The organism is Sporosarcina sp. FSL K6-6792 (assembly GCF_038004885.1).
GTDB lineage: Bacteria > Bacillota > Bacilli > Bacillales_A > Planococcaceae > Sporosarcina > Sporosarcina psychrophila.
Genome location: NZ_JBBOSA010000001.1, coordinates 1,029,458 through 1,045,578 on the forward strand (window position 1 = coordinate 1,029,458; position 16,121 = coordinate 1,045,578).

Consider the following 16,121-nt stretch of genomic DNA (forward strand, 5'->3'; position numbering starts at 1 on the left):
TTCACCTATATATATTGAATAATTGAATAGCTATATAAGCTGAGGGAAGGCGTCTTACACGGGTAGCCTCCTAGCGAATTTAATAGAATTCTTTATTTCATCATATATGATGAAATTTTTCTGCCACAAATTACTGAACTAACGTCCGTGAATACGAATAGCTTTGTAAGGTCTGACTTCTCTTTCCGCTTCTAGCTATTAAAACCCCAGTTTCCTTTTAATTTTTAATTATTAGTTTTTCAGGGTCAAAGAAGAACAAAAAACTTACATGATGGATTTGATTTCATATTGTAATAAAGAATAGGAGGAGAAAAAATGGGGAATCATTCAAAAAAGTGTGATTGTTATCATTGTAATGAAAAGAATCATTATGATAAGTACGATTGTTGTGAGAAGAAAAAGGATTTAAGAAACATTGAAGCAAAATTAGATGATATTTTGATACAACTTCAACAACAAAATCAATGGCAATTCCAATATCAAAATCAATACCAGAAACAATTCCAGTATCAAGATCAAGATCAAAACCAAAAGCAAACTCAAGCTGATACTGATACAAGTACCTTCGAAAATATAGGAAGTCCAACAATCACTGTTACAAATAACGTTGATGTTGTTGCGGTCGCTGTTGCCGTCGCAGCATTATTACAGGGACCATTAGGTACAGGCATTTCTCTTGATGCCGTCAAAGAATTGAAGAATATACTTCAAGCATAATAGTAATCGATTCATCTAATTTGAATTTTCTCAGTAGCGGAGGATGCATAGTACTATTCTCTGCTACTGATTACATAACTAATGTGTAATTAACATATACAATTCCTCTTTGTCTTTTTGTTGTAATAACTCGATTTCTATTTGTTCATCCACTTAAATTTTTTTGCCATTCAATAAAACAACCAAGCTATCAGCGGACCAACGATAGACCCAATAATAGCGGAGAGCGTCATTGCAATGGAACTATAGGATGCTTCCTGCTCCCCGATTTCAATTGCTTTCGATGTCCCAAGAGCATGAGCTGCTGCTCCCAGTCCGATGCCACGACCGATTGCAGTATCGATACGAAACCATTTCAAAAATGTTGGTCCTAGAATGATACCGGTAAATCCTGCAATCATGACAAAAGCGATTGTTAGCGAAGTTGCTCCCCCCAATGCCGAAGCAATCTGTATAGCTATAGGTGTTGTAATCGATTTAGGTAATAATGACACAACGATTTCTTTTGAGAATCCTGCCATTTTTGCAAAAAGTACACCGCTTACCATACCAAAAAGAACGCCCGTCAATACACCACCAAGTATGGGAAGCATATTCTGTTTGATTAACTCCCTTTGTTTATATAAAGGGATGGCCAATGATACAATCGCGGGTCCCAGCAACAGGTCAACCCACTTTCCACCGAGCATATAAGTTTCATATGGGACTTTGAAAAGAATGAGGATCAAAATAATGCCAACTGTTGTTGTTAGTATTGGTATGAAAAATGCCTTACGATATTTAAAGTATAACAAGTTCATAACAAGATAAACTGCAATCGTTACAATAACAAATAGGATTGAATACATCATTACTTGCATGAAATCCCCTCCTTGTTAGCAGATTTCTTGGCAAGAAATTGACTTATATAACTAGAAATCCACATCGTCAAAAACGTGCTAATCATTGTGATTGGTATTAATAGAAATCCTTTTCCTGCAAAAACATGTCCGTAATTCATCACACCGACAGTCGCTGGGATAAAATATAATGGTAAATAAGATAAAAGAAAGAAAGAACCTGATTCAATCCATTCAAGCCGAAATACTTTCAATGAAAGGGCCGCTAACAATACTAATAGTCCTATTATGCTTCCCGGAAGCGGCAAATGAAGAAAAACTTGAAGCCAGTTCCCCATCAAGACAAAACTGTACAACACTATGATTTGAAGAACTATTTTTATGTATTTCATAGATAAATCCCGCCTCCTTTCGTATCAGTATAAAGATATACAAGTAAAATATCAAAGACGTAATGAAACTATTTCAAAAATAGAACGTATATTATCTATAACTACCATCCAAAATACATAAGGAGGTTTTGTACATGTTTTCACCTTTTGGAGAAGCTATGTTTACGTTTGTTCCCATCTTTATCGGCGGAGTTGCAATTATCATTTTTGGTGGAATAATTTTCATTGCTGTGAAATCTATCGGTACGTGGAATTCAAATAATAACTCCCCTAAACTGACAGTACCAGCGGAAGTTGTGACAAAAAGAACCAAGACTTCCGGCGGATCAGGCGATTCATCGGCAAGTACTTGGTATTATGCTACATTTCAAGTAGACAGCGGAGATCGTATGGAATTAGCTGTAAACGGTTCCCAATATGGTATGTTAGCTGATGGCGATGTGGGAATGCTCACTTTCCAGGGGACTCGTTTTAGTGGATTTGAACGGGTAAATAATGGATAAATAATTTTTTACATAAGTTCAAGTATTGAATACGATGGATAAACCAAGCGATGGCACCTTATAAGTGGTAGAAAAAACTGTAAGACTAGTCTGGCCAAGGGTAGAAGGCTTCCCCTAGTGCCCAAGCATATTTGAATGTAATCTTTACTTCAATTTATTTCTATATAAAAACCCCGAATCTAGACCCTTTTGCATAGGATCCAAGGTTCGGAGTTTATTGTAAAGAGGACTATTCGCCACTCTCTTTTGGTTTCTCTTTTCTAGGTAGCAGTTCGGGTGTCGAGTCGAGCTGATCAAGGAATGATCTCGATTTTAATCGAATCCCCACTTGCTCATCGTAAATTGTTCGGACGAGTTTTTTCATGAAGATTTTTGTCGTCTTCTTTAACGTCAAATTACCGACCCGATTAATTGGAACTGTATAAAAGGTTCGGATCAATTTTAATTGACTGGGTGAAATTCGAATCGCATGCTTATCTACATGGAAGCATCGATGACAAATGAAGCCGATTTGCATAAATGAAAAAGCAAATTCACCTTCTGTCGCTCCACAATTTGCACACTGATGAAGTATTGGATGGATACCAGCGATCGGCAACATTTTCCATTCAACAAATAATGCAATTGCTTCTGGATCATATTGTTCATTGATAGCGTGAAGCGCTTCATACAACAAGCTGTATATACCAGAAATTCGCTCATTATCCTCCGTTAACTTATCAATCAATTCAACAACATAACTTGCATAAGCTGTTGCTTCCAAGTCTTCACGAATATGCCGCATCGAATCAATGGGTTCGCCTTGTTCAAGCGTCCCCATCCCTCTACCTGTACGGATCAAGAATGAACCATGTGTGAAAGGCTGCGTCACAGCAGCTAGCCTGCTCGCCGGTTTCTTCGCTCCACGGGCCATTGCTGTCATCTTACCGCCTTCACGAGTAAACAGTGTCACAATTTTATTGGACTCCCCGTACGGGATACCTCTTAGAATGATTCCTTCCCATTTGTTCAGCGAAGCAATCACCTCTTTGTCTAGCTTCAGTGACCCAGACGCTCGGGTCATAAGTCATTCCAGCTATGCGGCAAAGTACGCCGCTCCGCCAGACTGCCTTATGCCTGTCGCATCTTAGCGGGCCGCTTACGCCTTTTCTTTGTCTAGCTTCAGGTGCCAGCTCCTCGGGGTCACAAGTCATTTTGCTGCGGAGGCTAAAAGACGCCTCCTCTCAAACTACCTTGTGCCTGTCGGAGCTATGCGGCATCTTACGCTTTTCTTTGTCTAGCTTCAGTGACCCAGTCGCACGGGTCATAAGTCATTCCAGCTATGCGGCAAAGTATGCCGCTCCGCCAAACTGCCTTATGCCTGTCGCATCTTGCCGGTCCGCTTACGCTTTGGGCTCACACGAAGTGGGTCATGCCATCCGTTGCCGCAGGACGCGGCGAACTTAGGATGCGTTCAATTCATTAATACTCGTCTTCCCTAAATCCGAATTCCTTCAGATGGCCGGGTTTATTACGCCAGTCTTTCTGCACTTTTACCCACAACTCAAGAAATACTTTCGAACCAAGTAGCATTTCGATGTCATGTCTAGCATTTGTTCCAATTTCTTTTAGCAATGCACCTCTTTTACCGATGACAATACCTTTTTGGGAATCACGGTCGACAACAATTGTCGCCATAACATTTACCATTTCCCGTCCTTCTTCGCGTTCAATCTTCTCAATTACAACCGCTATGGAGTGTGGAATCTCTTCTCTCGTTAAATGCAATACCTTTTCACGAACTAATTCAGAAATGATGAATCGTTCCGGGTGATCCGTTACTTGATCATCTGGATAGTATTTTGGTCCCTCTGGTAAATATTTTATCATCGTCTCGAGAAGGCGTTCCACATTATTTCCGTTTATCGCGGAAATTGGCACGATTTCAGCAAAGTCATATTCTGCTGTATACGAAGTAATGATTTTGAATAATTCATCCGGATGAACAAGATCAATTTTATTAATGATAAGGAATACCGGTGTCTTTGAATTCTCAAGAAGTTCCATGATGAAACGGTCACCACGGCCAATCGGCTCATCTGCATTGACCATGAACATGACCACATCTACTTCTTTCAATGTGTTACGGGCCGTTTTTACCATGAAATCACCAAGTTTATGTTTTGGCTTATGAATCCCCGGTGTATCGATGAATATGATTTGAGATTCTTCTGTCGTGACAACACCTTGCACTTTATTGCGAGTTGTCTGTGGTTTGTCACTCATAATCGCAATCTTTTGTCCGACTACATGGTTAAGAAATGTCGATTTACCTACGTTTGGACGTCCAATAATCGAGATGAATCCCGATTTGAACCCCTTTTTATTGTTCTGCTGCATATGAAAGATCCTCCTTTGAAAATGCGCCTGGTAATAATTTTGCTACAGTTGTTTCTTCAATGTCCCCTTTTAGGTTCGTGAGGTAGACAGGCATCGAGCCATTGCAAAACTCCGCAATTACTTGTCTGCATGCTCCACACGGGGAAACAGGTCCTTCTGTATCTGCAACTACTGCAAGCGCTTTGAAGCTACGTACGCCGTCGGAAACAGCTTTAAAAAATGCTGTTCGTTCTGCACAATTGGTCATGCTATAAGCGGAGTTTTCAATATTACAGCCGTGATAGATAGTCCCATCTTCGGCTAACAACGCCGCTCCAACTGGGAATTTTGAATACGGGACATACGCTTGCTCCCGTGCTTTTTTCGATTCAGCAATTAATTTTTCTACATCCATAAAGACACCTCTTTAATTTAGTTAAACCATTTCGGAATAAATAACATTAAACCGATTATTGCACTTCCAATCGCATACACTAAGACCGCGCCTGCTGCGAGGTCTTTCGCTTGTTTCGCGAGTATATGACGTTCAGTTGTTAGTAGATCGACGACACGTTCGACTGCAGAATTCATCAGCTCAAGCGCCAGCATTCCGCAAATCAGAATAATGACGATGAACCACTCTGTACGCGAAAGACCCGTCATAAAACCCGCTACAATGACGAGGATTGCGGCCATCACATGCACTTTCGTATTCCGTTCCGCTCCTATGCCATAACAAATCCCATTCCATGCGTAGACAAAAGATTGAAGGAACTTCCGCATTGATCAATCACCTCTCGAGTCCGAATGATGCGAGGATCTCCTTTTGCCTGCCGAACATCTCAGCTTCCTCTTCTTCAGTTAAATGATCATAGCCGAGAAGGTGAAGGAAGCCGTGAAGCGCAAGAAATCCAATTTCACGATTAAAATCATGTCCGTATTCCCCTGCTTGCCGCTCAGCTGTTTCTACTGAAATAAGTATATCACCTAAAGCGGTTGGCATGCCTTCTTCGGGAATAATAGCTACTTCACCTTCCGTTAATTCTTCGAGCGCAAATGAAATGACATCCGTCGGTACATTTTTACCGCGATAAGTTGCATTCACTTCCTGAATATCTGCATCTGTCATGAATGTTACCGAAACCTCTAATTCGCCTGCTAGTTCCTCTTCTTTAGCGGTATGGTTTAACAGCTTTCGGATTAAATCCTCGATTTTGTCATCGACTCTAGCTGTTTCATCCTCAAAATGTATTTCCAACATCTACTACTAGCTCCCTTCGTACTCACTTCGGATATTCAATCCGGTTATGGAAAATCCCATTTAACGTTTCACACATAACTCTTTCCGCTTTCTTCAATTCTTTCATAGAAAGATCGCATTCATCGAATTGTCCATCGTTCATTTTATCATTAATGATAGATCGTACGAGAGCTGCAATTTTTTCTGAAGTCGGTTCTTTCATTGATCGTACAGCGGCCTCAACACTATCTGCTATTGAGATAATTGCAATTTCTTTTGTTTGAGGTTTGGGTCCCGCATAACGGAAATCCTCTTCTTTTACATCTTCCTCAGATTCCTTAGCTTTAAAGTAAAAATACTTCAATGTACTTGTTCCGTGATGCTGACGAGCGATATCAATGATTTCTACTGGCATTTTATGCTTTTCCAGAAGTTTCGCACCGTCTTCTCCGTGGGCAATAATGATATCCCTACTTTTTTCTGGTGGCAATGAATCATGTGGATTTTGACCAGCATGCTGATTCTCGATGAAGTAACCCGGTCTCAGCGTCTTTCCAATATCATGATAATAACTTCCCACTCTGGCAAGAAGTCCATTCGCACCAATCGATTCACATGCTGCATCGGCTAAATTTGCGACCATAACGCTATGATGATAAGTGCCTGGCGTTTCGGTAAGTACTTTTTTCAGTAGCGGGTGATTCGGGTTCGATAGTTCGATAAGTCGCATATCCGATAATAGTCGAAAGGCAGATTCAAAAAATGGCATAAGCCCAATTGTAAGAGCTCCTGACAATATACCTGAAACAATTGCCGCTATCATATAATACACTAATTCCGTCAAATCGTAAGATGACTGTGTCATTAAGAGGTAAAATCCAATGAACATCATATTTGAAACAGAAACCCCTAAGCTTGTTCGTAAAATATTCGAACGTCTGCCGTTGTCACCGAGTAAATACAAACTGACAATACCTCCGAAAAGTATGTACAATGCGACTTCCATCTGAATGATTGCCGCGTAACCTTCTTGAAGAAGAATTCCTGCTGTAGCTGCTGTGATAATTGTCGTCATTAGTGCAAGTCGCTCGTTCGTCAGAAGCTTAATAAGCATTGGAGCGAGTGCTGTCGGAAACAAGAATGCTAATAGGACATCAAAGTCTTTTTCAATAAGGGAAATGAGTTTCATTATGATGACGAGCAGGAAAAAAACAACTAATACAATGAGCAATGCCTTTTTCTTCACAACCCTATTTTCACTCCAGGATAGGAAATGCATATAAATAATCGCACCGACAAACAGGACAAATAAAATGAGACCTGCCAGCGGTTTCATGGACGACTGATTTGACAATACGCCCGCAAGCTCTAATTGCCTGTATATTTCTTTGTCAATGACCTGCCCTTCACGGACAATCACTTGTCCTTGCAAGATACGGGTAGGTTCAACGCTTTCCCGCGCCTGCTCAACCCTAGCCTTTGTCATTTCCTCATGAATCGATTCCGTCTCTACTACCAGAGAGCGGCTAAGCGTTATTAGAGTCTGTAAGATTGAAGATGAAACTGAATCTGTGAGCCTAATTTTCCGATCTACCTCATAGCGGACTGTCGACAGATCTGCAGTTCGTACCGGCTTCGATAATTCCTCACCTAGTACACCTACTAATACGCTTTGCGCGTTCAGTAAAGCATCTGTACTCTGGGATAAAAGATTAACTATGGCGTCATCACTAAGTCGCAGACTAGGTTCTTCCTTTTCCAAACTGGAAAGTTTAGTGCGCATTTCCGCTACTAATTCTTTAGAGGGCTTAGTAGCTATCTCTGATGTAGTTTGATCAGGCTCATCTTGGTTTTTTACTTCGATTAGAAAATCGAATAAAGACGTAGCGATTGCTTGTCTATTTTTTACAACATCTTCTGAAAATACATAGGAAGGTCCTACTTCATTAGCGGCACGTTCTCTGTCCTGTTCGGTTTTTACTGCGTCCTCAACCGTTTTTAAGGAACGGATAGTATCTGGTGCAATTTGAAAAGCTTTCAATTCATACGTTTCTTTTTTCACACTGCCATACATGAAAGAAAAAAGGAGTACGGTGGATAGGCCGATTAAAAACAAGGATAAATAATTGAATTTAAGTGATTTAAATAACTTTCTAATTGGTTGGAACATTGGAATCTCTCCCCCTGCTTCTCTATAGATATAATCAGAGTAGCGATGATTCTAAAGAAAAAGCAGTCACTTTCTATGACTGCTCCTGTTCGTATGCTTCAATTATTTTCGCAACAAGTGGGTGACGAACAACATCACCTTGCTCTAAGTACTGAAAGTGAATATCTCCAACTTTTTTAAGGATTGATTCTGCAACGATTAAACCGGACTCAGTGTTTCGTGGTAAATCAATTTGTGTTTTGTCGCCGTTGATAACCATTTTCGACCCAAAACCGAGACGTGTTAAAAACATTTTCATTTGTGCTTTTGTCGTATTCTGTGCTTCGTCTAGAATAATGAATGCATCATCGAGTGTCCGTCCCCTCATATAAGCGAGCGGCGCAATTTCGATTACCCCTCGTTCCATAAGTCGATCCGTTTGTTCCGCTCCCAGAACATCGTGTAGCGCGTCGTACAGCGGACGAAGGTATGGGTCAACTTTCTCTTTTAAGTCACCTGGAAGGAAGCCTAGACTCTCTCCTGCTTCAACAGCGGGACGGGTTAAGACAATTCGCTTCGCAGAGCCCGTTTTCATAGCTAAAACAGCTAGTACGACCGCTAAGTACGTTTTCCCCGTCCCAGCCGGCCCGATACAGAATACAAGATCTCTCGATCGAATTGCGCTGACATATTCACGCTGACCGATTGTCTTCGCACGAATCGCTTTACCTTTCATATTCCTTGAAATTTCTTCATCGTACAACTCTGCAAAGTATTCAATTGTGCCACTTTTCACCATCTCGAGCGCAGTCGAGACATCTCGTTGATTGATATTAATGCCTTTACGTATTACTTTCAACAACTGTTCCAAAAGCTCTTTAGCCGAATTCCTACTATCTTCAGCACCACTGATTGATATCGTGTCGCCTCTAGTTAATACTGAAACATTTAACTGCTCTTCAATCAGTTTCATATTCTGATCAGAAATTCCGAGAAGCATTACTGTTTCATTCGGGTCTTCAACATGTAGTTGAATCATTTGCTCATCCAATAGGCTCAGTCTCCTTGGGAATCAGTCTTTTTTCAGCAATATTGTCATTGATAAGAAACAATATAGTCCCTCTAACTTTATCATTATCGAATGTCACGTGTAAAACTTTTTCATCTTTAATAATTGCTTTCGAAAAAGATTCCGACATTAATTTGTTTTTTAATAAGGGAATTATAACTGTTTCTTCCATTCCCTCAATCAATTCAAAGTGCCCTGCGGTTTCCTCCATATATCTTTCTGTTTCGATGAAAGACCCTAGAGACCATCCTTCTTTACCTTGCTGCTTCCATGGGAGGTTAAAAGAATAGTTCACAATTTCCTCACCCTGTAACTGGAATTTAATTTTTTTTCGGAAGAGTAAAGGTGTATTCGACCCAATAATCCGCATACACGGCACCATCCGCTCCAACAACTGTCGTTTTATCACCTTGTTCCAATATACCTGTGGCTAGCACGTCCCCTTTCTTTACAGTCTGATGAACATGGCCGACCCTTTCCCCTTTTTCTAACGCAAAACGCGTTATAACGCCTCCTGTACGCGCTACAAGGTGTGACGGCGATTCATTCTCTTCAATAATGTTAGTTGTGGGTGGTGATAACATCGGAATAATTGTCAGAGACGTTCCAACTCGTCTAAATCTAACCCACGATAAAGCAGGATCATCGAGCATGAGCTCTCGTCGAATTTCACCTTCATCAGGAATTAAAGCTAAGGGTCTTAACAAAACGATAGAGCTTTTTTCAAGTTTCTGCTCGATTCTGTCCACTACTTCCGGCATATCCGATTCAACATCTACTGTCCAAAGGAAAAATGAGGCAACAAAAGGAATGAGACATGCGATTAGGAAGCGGCTAGATGTGAAAAGTCCAATTGAGCCTGATTCAAGATTCGCAATTGAAATGGCTACTTTTAATCGATAATGCCTTCTGTTACGCCGGATAGCACGAAGACCGCTACGATCTGTTTGAAAATATGCCACCCCATCGACAACTGATAGCGATGTAATTTTTGTTCCAATTGTGACAAGTTTAGTGAGGAATCCGGAAAGGTTGCCGTCGCCTGATATTTTGATAGCATACCTTTTACGCATTGCGCTCCGCTTCCTTGTCTGCACCTGTAGTCACATTCATTGTGGTAATTGAAGTGAATGTGAAAACAGCAACTTCTTCTGATAAAGTTTCAACTGTTAAATCAGTGCCTATCGCCTCAATCCTGTATTCTCCACTGCTAATGATCGCGAAATCGGGGCCAAGTTTCAACAAAGAATAAGGGCCATTAATTCGTAATGAAGCGAAATCTTCAATTGTAACTGATGAACCGGTCTGAAATAGTCTTTTCAAAATATAAAACCCCCTATCCACATCGTATGATTCGGATAGAGGGTCAATGCTTATCTTTTTGATTTCGGTGGACCATAAATTTCAGAGAACACAATGCCTTTCAGCAAGTCCCCTTGACTTTTCGGCATTAAATCGTGCGATTGTATAGCAGACACAGTTGGACGTTGACTACCATGTGCAGACAATCTTCCGCTATGTCGATTCACGGATGAATCGGGGCGTTCGATGTGACGATTCGCTGATGAATTAGTACGTTCTTTTCTGTCAGCAGTTGGTCTTGCAGGTGGTACTACTACAGGAGCTGAAGGAACCGTTACTGTTGCCTGCTGCTGCTTTGGCAGCTGGCGGACAGGTGGTTCCGCATCTGCTCCTGCCATTTCCCTTTGCAATTCACGGTACATCTCTTTTAATTTAGTTGTAGGACCCTCTGGAGCGTTCCCCGTTGCCGTGGACGGCTTAGGCTTTGGCCCCTCAGCTGGATCTTTTTTCTTGCCCCTAAAAAAAGATCCGACAATTGCCAAAATGATAAAAATGATTAGCTGTTCCATTCGTGCATCCCCTTTCCAGGAAATGGCTCCTCAAGTATTAGTTCTTCTTAATTTCTGTAGATTCCTTATCTCCGCCAAAGTTACTGATGGAGTCACGCATTCCTGTATCTGCCTGGATATTTTTATAATTCACATAATCCATGACACCAATATTGCCCTTACGTAGCGCTTCTGCCATAGCAAGCGGAACTTCCGCTTCAGCACTGACAACTTTCGCACGCATTTCTTCAACTTTCGCTTTCATTTCCTGTTCGTTTGCAACTGCCATTGCACGGCGTTCTTCTGCTTTTGCCTGTGCAATGTTTTTATCAGCCATTGCTTGTTCAGTTTGAAGTTCTGCACCGATGTTTTTACCAATATCAACGTCTGCGATATCAATCGATAGAATTTCGAATGCAGTACCTGAGTCAAGACCTTTTGCTAGAACAGTTTGAGAAATCATATCAGGATTTTCCAATACTTTTGCATGGTCGATAGATGAACCGATTGTCGAGATAATACCCTCACCAACACGGGCAACGATTGTTTCTTCACCTGCACCACCGACAAGACGGTCGATGTTTGCACGTACTGTAATACGCGCTTTTGCTTTTACTTCAATCCCGTTCATTGCCACACCGGCGATGAATGGTGTTTCAATAACTTTCGGGTTAACGGACATTTGAACCGCTTCTAGAACGTCACGTCCTGCAAGATCGATTGCAGCAGCACGTTCAAATGTAAGTTCGATGTTCGCACGGTGTGCAGCGATCAGAGCATTGACAACACGGTCAACGTTCCCTCCCGCAAGATAATGACTTTCAAGCTGATTAATTGAAACATCGAGTCCAGCTTTATGTGCTTTAATAAGCGGATTAACAATTCGACTCGGAATAACCCGGCGAAGACGCATACCGATCAATGTGAATATACTTACTCTAACGCCTGCTGCCATTGCTGAAATCCACAGCGCCACAGGAACGAGTGTGAAAAATGCTGACAATACGATGATTGCTACAACTGCTATTACAACGACCATTACTAAACTTCCTGAACCTAAGAGTCCTGCCATTATTTAATTTCCCCCTTTTCTACTGATTCCCTGACTACAATCCGGGAACCTTCAACCTTTACAATGATAACATGTATTCCTTTAGCGATGTAGCTTCCTTCAGAAACAACATCGATTCGTTCTCCATCTAACTCAATTGCACCAGATGGTCTAAGTGCAGTCGATGTTGTTGCAATGCGTCCAAGCAATTCAACCCTGTTCACATTCGAAACATAACCACTTTCCGTATCAGTTGTATCCATTAGCACAACCTTGTTGAGCAAGTGCAGTTTTTTACCGAAAAATTTCATAATAATCACCATCCCTATAACAGCGATAGCAACCGCGATAAGGACAGAAATCGCCATATACATCGGATTGCCGCCCGCCATAATGATACTACCTATAATTGCGAGCGTTCCAATGACACCTGCTATACCATGGGGCAAGAAGAATTCCGCTACGATGAGAACGACCCCTATTAGAAACAGGATAATCGTTTCATAACCCGCAAGCCCGGCAACAAGATGTCCGTAAAAGAATAGAGCTAATGAACTAGCAGCCATCGTTCCGGCTACACCAAATCCTGGCGAGTACATTTCCAACACAAATCCAAGTCCCGCAATTGATAAAAGAATCGGTACAACAACCGGATGGGTGATGAAACGAGCAATACTTTCCGTAAATGTTTCATTTGTTGAAATGATTTCTGCATTTTCAAGCCCTGTTACTTTTAATAGTTCTTTGAATGATGCTACGGTTCCTTCACTGTATTCCACTTCTTTTGCTTCATCCGCTTTCAAAGTCAGCAAATCGCCCACACCAGCACGGTATTTAGGAAGGTCAACTTTAGGGTCCGCCATAGCCTGTGCGTAAATCGGTTTTCGCCCGTTTAACTCAGCGGCAGTTATCATATCTGCAACCCACGCACTCTGAGCTTTGACAGTAGCCGCGTTTCCTTCCGAGTCGATTACTTGAGCCGCTCCTATCGTGGCTGTTGAGGACATATAAATTTCATCAGCATGAAGAGCTATGAAAGCGCCAGCAGACATCGCTTTATTATTAACGTAAGCGATTATTTTCAAGTCACTGTCATCCATCAGCCTGGCAATTTGGTCGGCTGCATCAGTAAATCCACCCGGTGTATTAATCTCCAAGATGATCGCCTCTGCTCCCGCCGCCTCCGCTTCTGTAAATGACCGCTGTAAAAATGCGTACAATCCTTTCTCAACTACGTTCTCAACTGGCACTTTATAGACTTTCGAAGCTGCAGCTCCCGTTTCTAAGAGTGGGAATGCTAACACAGATACGAATAAAATGAACAGGAGAACCCTTCCTATCATTTTATGCATAGTATTTTTCACCTCTCTCTATAGATTCTATTATATCTCTATATACGTTCCAAATGCTCAGAAGTTTCACTTTCCCTTAATTTTTTTGTTTTATCTCATATACAAATAAACCGGAAAACCCATAAAGGATTTTCCGGTTTACCAAATTTTAATTTCAAAACAAGGTCGAACTCATCACCACAGGAAATCAGAATTTACGTTTCCTTGCAGCTTCAGATTTCTTTTTACGTTTTTCACTCGGCTTATCATAAAACTCACGCTTTCTTACCTCTTGTATTGTTCCACTTTTGGATACAGTACGTTTGAAGCGGCGAAGAGCATCTTCAAGCGATTCGTTTTTACGAACAACAGTTTTCGACATATCTCTTGTCCCTCCCTCCAAACACACTTCTAGAACATGACCAAGTGCCATGTACTCATAAATTATACCGCGGATTTAACTATAGGTCAATATAAAACTTTTAAATTAATAATCAGATTGTGATTCAAGACCCTGCATAATCTGAACGCCTGAACTGGCACCAATTCTTGTAGCTCCTGCGTCAATCATTTTCTTCATATCCTCTAAATTCCGGACACCACCTGAAGCTTTAACACCCATTTCAGGTCCGACAACAGCTCTCATTAACTTCACATCATCTTCAGTCGCACCGCCTGTTGAAAAGCCTGTCGATGTTTTCACGAAATCAGCACCCGCAAGGACAGAAAGTTCACATGCTTTCCTTTTTTCCTTATCCGTTAAAAGGGACGTTTCAATAATGACTTTAACAATTGCTTTTCCTTTTGCAGCATTAACTACCGCTTCGATTTCCTTTTTCACAGTTTCATCATCACCGCCACGAAGTGCGCCAATATTGATAACCATATCAATTTCATTAGCACCGTTTGTAATTGCGTCCCTAGTTTCAAACGCTTTTACTTCGGAAGTTGAAGCTCCTAGAGGGAAACCAATAACTGTACACACTTTAACAGGTGATCCTTCTAGCGCAGCAGCTGCTGTTTTCACCCATGTAGGGTTTACACAAACTGATGCAAACGTGTATTTTCGAGCTTCTTCACATAATGTTACGATTTCATTGTTCTTTGCGTCAGCTTTCAATAATGTATGATCAATGTAAGTTGCAAAATTTGTATTCAAATGAATACCTCCTCGAGTTGTCCGTACTTCTCACATCATATCAAGAACAATTCATTTCTGCACGAAAAAAGCTGTTTCTACTCAAAATAAAGTAGGAACAGCTTTTATGGAAACCTTAAACAAGTTGTATTTCTTCCTCCATAATGCGGACAAACTGCCCTTCGTTATATGGATAACCTGCTTGTGCAATTTTCACACGAACAATTTTCCCTACCATTGATTCATCGGCAGCGAAAACAACTTTCAAATAGTTATCTGAATAGCCTTCATACAGACCACTTTCCGGTTCAAGTTTATACTTCTCTTCTGGGATGACTTCAAGTACTTCATCTTCAAAAGTAGATGCATATTGTTTCGCTAGCTGATCATTCAATTCAATTAAACGGTGAACACGCTCGTTTTTCACTTCTTCCGGAACCTGATCTTCCATTTTGGCGGCAGGAGTACCAGTTCGTTTTGAATAAGGAAAAACGTGAAGTTCGGAGAATCTGTGATCACGAATGAAATTATATGTTTCCAAGAACTCTTCTTCTGTCTCACCTGGAAAACCGACGATGACGTCCGAAGTGATCGCTAGGTGCGGCAACGCTTCACGAAGTCTGTCTAGACGTTCTGCGAAAAACGCCATTGTATATTTCCGTCGCATACGCTTCAGCACCGTGTCTGAACCGGACTGAATTGGAATGTGCAGGTGGCGGACGATAGTTGTTGAATCGCGTAGAACATCAATTACTTCATCCGTCAGCTGACTCGCTTCAATCGAACTAATGCGAAGGCGTTTCAGTCCTTTGACTTGCGTTTCAAGGTCACGAAGAAGACGGGCAAGATTGTAATCCTTCAAATCTTCACCGTAACCTCCCGTATGTATACCGGTTAATACAATTTCAAGATAACCCGCATCAACAAGCTGTTGCGCTTGTCGAATGACTTCTTGCGGATCACGTGAACGCATTAGTCCACGCGCCCAAGGAATGATACAGAACGTGCAGAAGTTATTGCACCCTTCTTGGATTTTGAGCGATGCACGTGTACGATCCGAAAATGTAGGTACGTCGAGTTCTTCATAAATCCTGTTTTTCATGATATTGCGGACTGCATTGATTGGCTGACGCTCCGTACGGAATTCATCAATGAGTCCGAGGAGCTTTGTCCGATCTTGTGTTCCAACAACGATATCTACTCCCGGAATCGCCATAATTTCCGCAGGAGACGTTTGTGCATAACAACCTGTTACGCAAATTACAGCGTCCGGATTTTTCCGAACAGCACGACGGATGACTTGCCGGCTTTTTTTATCACCGGTATTCGTCACTGTACATGTATTAATGACATAAACATCAGAATTTTTTTCGAAATCCCCGCGGACATAACCGGCTTCTTTAAAAAGTTGCCAGATTGCCTCGGTTTCGTAATGATTCACTTTGCAGCCCAACGTATGGAATGCGACCGAAGACACAACTGCT

General features: G+C 41.4%; 20 protein-coding genes. 2 read left to right on the forward strand and 18 right to left on the reverse strand.

Translation table 11 applies throughout. From position 1 onward, the window contains the following. The first annotated feature begins 315 nt into the window (after positions 1-315). On the forward strand, positions 316-717 hold the full coding sequence (locus tag MKZ26_RS04935) for a hypothetical protein (protein ID WP_340764815.1): 402 nt from the start codon (positions 316-318) through the stop codon (positions 715-717). Between the two features lie 170 nt (positions 718-887). Here the strand turns inward: MKZ26_RS04935 and MKZ26_RS04940 are convergent, their stop codons facing one another. Both MKZ26_RS04940 and MKZ26_RS04945 read right to left on the reverse strand, forming a co-directional pair. Beyond that, complete coding sequence (locus MKZ26_RS04940; RefSeq protein ID WP_340764817.1) at positions 888-1,577, reverse strand: LrgB family protein; 690 nt, start codon at positions 1,575-1,577, stop codon at positions 888-890. Next, a complete protein-coding gene (locus tag MKZ26_RS04945; protein WP_340764819.1) occupies positions 1,568-1,948 on the reverse strand; it encodes a CidA/LrgA family holin-like protein in 381 nt (126 codons plus the stop codon). Before MKZ26_RS04945 ends, MKZ26_RS04940 begins: the two co-directional genes overlap by 10 nt. Positions 1,949-2,082: 134 nt before the next feature. On the opposite strand from MKZ26_RS04945, the gene MKZ26_RS04950 reads away from it, so the two are divergent. Beyond that, complete coding sequence (locus tag MKZ26_RS04950) at positions 2,083-2,451, forward strand: DUF2500 domain-containing protein (protein ID WP_340764821.1); 369 nt, start codon at positions 2,083-2,085, stop codon at positions 2,449-2,451. Between the two features lie 229 nt (positions 2,452-2,680). Here MKZ26_RS04950 and recO read toward each other — a convergent pair whose 3' ends face one another. From recO to mtaB, 16 genes are all read right to left on the reverse strand, one after another. Next, entirely contained in the window at positions 2,681-3,514 is an 834-nt protein-coding gene (gene recO, locus MKZ26_RS04955) for a DNA repair protein RecO (protein WP_340764823.1), read from the reverse strand. Between the two features lie 398 nt (positions 3,515-3,912). Beyond that, positions 3,913-4,830, reverse strand: coding sequence for a GTPase Era (gene era, locus MKZ26_RS04960; RefSeq protein ID WP_340764825.1), 918 nt, complete (start codon positions 4,828-4,830; stop codon positions 3,913-3,915). Next, positions 4,814-5,224: a cytidine deaminase gene (locus MKZ26_RS04965; protein ID WP_067208391.1), complete on the reverse strand. Its 411-nt coding sequence runs from the start codon at positions 5,222-5,224 to the stop codon at positions 4,814-4,816. The genes era and MKZ26_RS04965 overlap by 17 nt, the downstream gene beginning before the upstream one ends. 17 nt (positions 5,225-5,241) lie before the next feature. Next, positions 5,242-5,592: a diacylglycerol kinase family protein gene (locus MKZ26_RS04970; protein WP_067208388.1), complete on the reverse strand. Its 351-nt coding sequence runs from the start codon at positions 5,590-5,592 to the stop codon at positions 5,242-5,244. A gap of 7 nt (positions 5,593-5,599) precedes the next feature. Further along, positions 5,600-6,070, reverse strand: coding sequence for an rRNA maturation RNase YbeY (ybeY, locus tag MKZ26_RS04975; protein ID WP_067208386.1), 471 nt, complete (start codon positions 6,068-6,070; stop codon positions 5,600-5,602). 22 nt (positions 6,071-6,092) lie between these two features. Next, the gene (locus MKZ26_RS04980) at positions 6,093-8,219 is read right to left on the reverse strand and encodes an HD family phosphohydrolase (RefSeq protein WP_340764827.1); all 2,127 of its coding nucleotides are present in this window, start codon (positions 8,217-8,219) and stop codon (positions 6,093-6,095) included. Positions 8,220-8,292: 73 nt separating this feature from the next. Further along, positions 8,293-9,237: a PhoH family protein gene (locus MKZ26_RS04985; RefSeq protein WP_370569999.1), complete on the reverse strand. Its 945-nt coding sequence runs from the start codon at positions 9,235-9,237 to the stop codon at positions 8,293-8,295. Positions 9,238-9,241: 4 nt separating this feature from the next. Next, positions 9,242-9,562, reverse strand: coding sequence for a hypothetical protein (locus MKZ26_RS04990; protein ID WP_340764829.1), 321 nt, complete (start codon positions 9,560-9,562; stop codon positions 9,242-9,244). A gap of 25 nt (positions 9,563-9,587) precedes the next feature. Beyond that, on the reverse strand, positions 9,588-10,340 hold the full coding sequence (locus MKZ26_RS04995) for a sporulation protein YqfD (RefSeq protein ID WP_340764831.1): 753 nt from the start codon (positions 10,338-10,340) through the stop codon (positions 9,588-9,590). Further along, positions 10,333-10,590: a hypothetical protein gene (locus tag MKZ26_RS05000; protein WP_067208378.1), complete on the reverse strand. Its 258-nt coding sequence runs from the start codon at positions 10,588-10,590 to the stop codon at positions 10,333-10,335. The genes MKZ26_RS04995 and MKZ26_RS05000 overlap by 8 nt, the downstream gene beginning before the upstream one ends. A gap of 50 nt (positions 10,591-10,640) precedes the next feature. Further along, positions 10,641-11,138 (reverse strand): hypothetical protein, encoded by a 498-nt coding sequence (locus MKZ26_RS05005; RefSeq protein WP_340764833.1) that lies wholly within the window; start codon positions 11,136-11,138, stop codon positions 10,641-10,643. 37 nt (positions 11,139-11,175) lie between these two features. After that, on the reverse strand, positions 11,176-12,156 hold the full coding sequence (floA, locus tag MKZ26_RS05010) for a flotillin-like protein FloA (protein ID WP_156476156.1): 981 nt from the start codon (positions 12,154-12,156) through the stop codon (positions 11,176-11,178). 32 nt (positions 12,157-12,188) lie between these two features. Continuing rightward, complete coding sequence (locus tag MKZ26_RS05015) at positions 12,189-13,520, reverse strand: NfeD family protein (RefSeq protein WP_340764835.1); 1,332 nt, start codon at positions 13,518-13,520, stop codon at positions 12,189-12,191. 187 nt (positions 13,521-13,707) lie between these two features. Next, positions 13,708-13,881 carry a 30S ribosomal protein S21 gene (rpsU, locus tag MKZ26_RS05020; RefSeq protein ID WP_067208368.1) on the reverse strand — a complete coding sequence of 58 codons (174 nt, stop codon included), beginning with the start codon at positions 13,879-13,881 and terminating at the stop codon, positions 13,708-13,710. A 105-nt stretch (positions 13,882-13,986) separates the two neighbouring features. After that, positions 13,987-14,658, reverse strand: a complete 672-nt coding sequence (gene deoC, locus MKZ26_RS05025; protein ID WP_067208365.1) for a deoxyribose-phosphate aldolase — start codon at positions 14,656-14,658, stop codon at positions 13,987-13,989. Positions 14,659-14,773: 115 nt separating this feature from the next. After that, entirely contained in the window at positions 14,774-16,114 is a 1,341-nt protein-coding gene (mtaB, locus tag MKZ26_RS05030; protein ID WP_340764838.1) for a tRNA (N(6)-L-threonylcarbamoyladenosine(37)-C(2))-methylthiotransferase MtaB, read from the reverse strand. Positions 16,115-16,121: the final 7 nt, after the last annotated feature.

Coding starts and splice junctions, on each gene's coding strand:
- floA (WP_156476156.1), bottom strand. CDS start 12,156: ATGGTCGTTGTAATAGCAGTTGTAGCAATCATCGTATTGTCAGCATTT.
- era (WP_340764825.1), bottom strand. CDS start 4,830: ATGCAGCAGAACAATAAAAAGGGGTTCAAATCGGGATTCATCTCGATT.
- MKZ26_RS04945 (WP_340764819.1), bottom strand. CDS start 1,948: ATGAAATACATAAAAATAGTTCTTCAAATCATAGTGTTGTACAGTTTT.
- MKZ26_RS05015 (WP_340764835.1), bottom strand. CDS start 13,520: ATGCATAAAATGATAGGAAGGGTTCTCCTGTTCATTTTATTCGTATCT.
- recO (WP_340764823.1), bottom strand. CDS start 3,514: ATGACCCGAGCGTCTGGGTCACTGAAGCTAGACAAAGAGGTGATTGCT.
- MKZ26_RS04980 (WP_340764827.1), bottom strand. CDS start 8,219: ATGTTCCAACCAATTAGAAAGTTATTTAAATCACTTAAATTCAATTAT.
- MKZ26_RS04985 (WP_370569999.1), bottom strand. CDS start 9,237: ATGATTCAACTACATGTTGAAGACCCGAATGAAACAGTAATGCTTCTC.
- ybeY (WP_067208386.1), bottom strand. CDS start 6,070: ATGTTGGAAATACATTTTGAGGATGAAACAGCTAGAGTCGATGACAAA.
- MKZ26_RS04935 (WP_340764815.1), top strand. CDS start 316: ATGGGGAATCATTCAAAAAAGTGTGATTGTTATCATTGTAATGAAAAG.
- MKZ26_RS04950 (WP_340764821.1), top strand. CDS start 2,083: ATGTTTTCACCTTTTGGAGAAGCTATGTTTACGTTTGTTCCCATCTTT.
- MKZ26_RS04970 (WP_067208388.1), bottom strand. CDS start 5,592: ATGCGGAAGTTCCTTCAATCTTTTGTCTACGCATGGAATGGGATTTGT.
- MKZ26_RS05005 (WP_340764833.1), bottom strand. CDS start 11,138: ATGGAACAGCTAATCATTTTTATCATTTTGGCAATTGTCGGATCTTTT.
- MKZ26_RS04940 (WP_340764817.1), bottom strand. CDS start 1,577: ATGCAAGTAATGATGTATTCAATCCTATTTGTTATTGTAACGATTGCA.
- MKZ26_RS04965 (WP_067208391.1), bottom strand. CDS start 5,224: ATGGATGTAGAAAAATTAATTGCTGAATCGAAAAAAGCACGGGAGCAA.
- MKZ26_RS04995 (WP_340764831.1), bottom strand. CDS start 10,340: ATGCGTAAAAGGTATGCTATCAAAATATCAGGCGACGGCAACCTTTCC.
- rpsU (WP_067208368.1), bottom strand. CDS start 13,881: ATGTCGAAAACTGTTGTTCGTAAAAACGAATCGCTTGAAGATGCTCTT.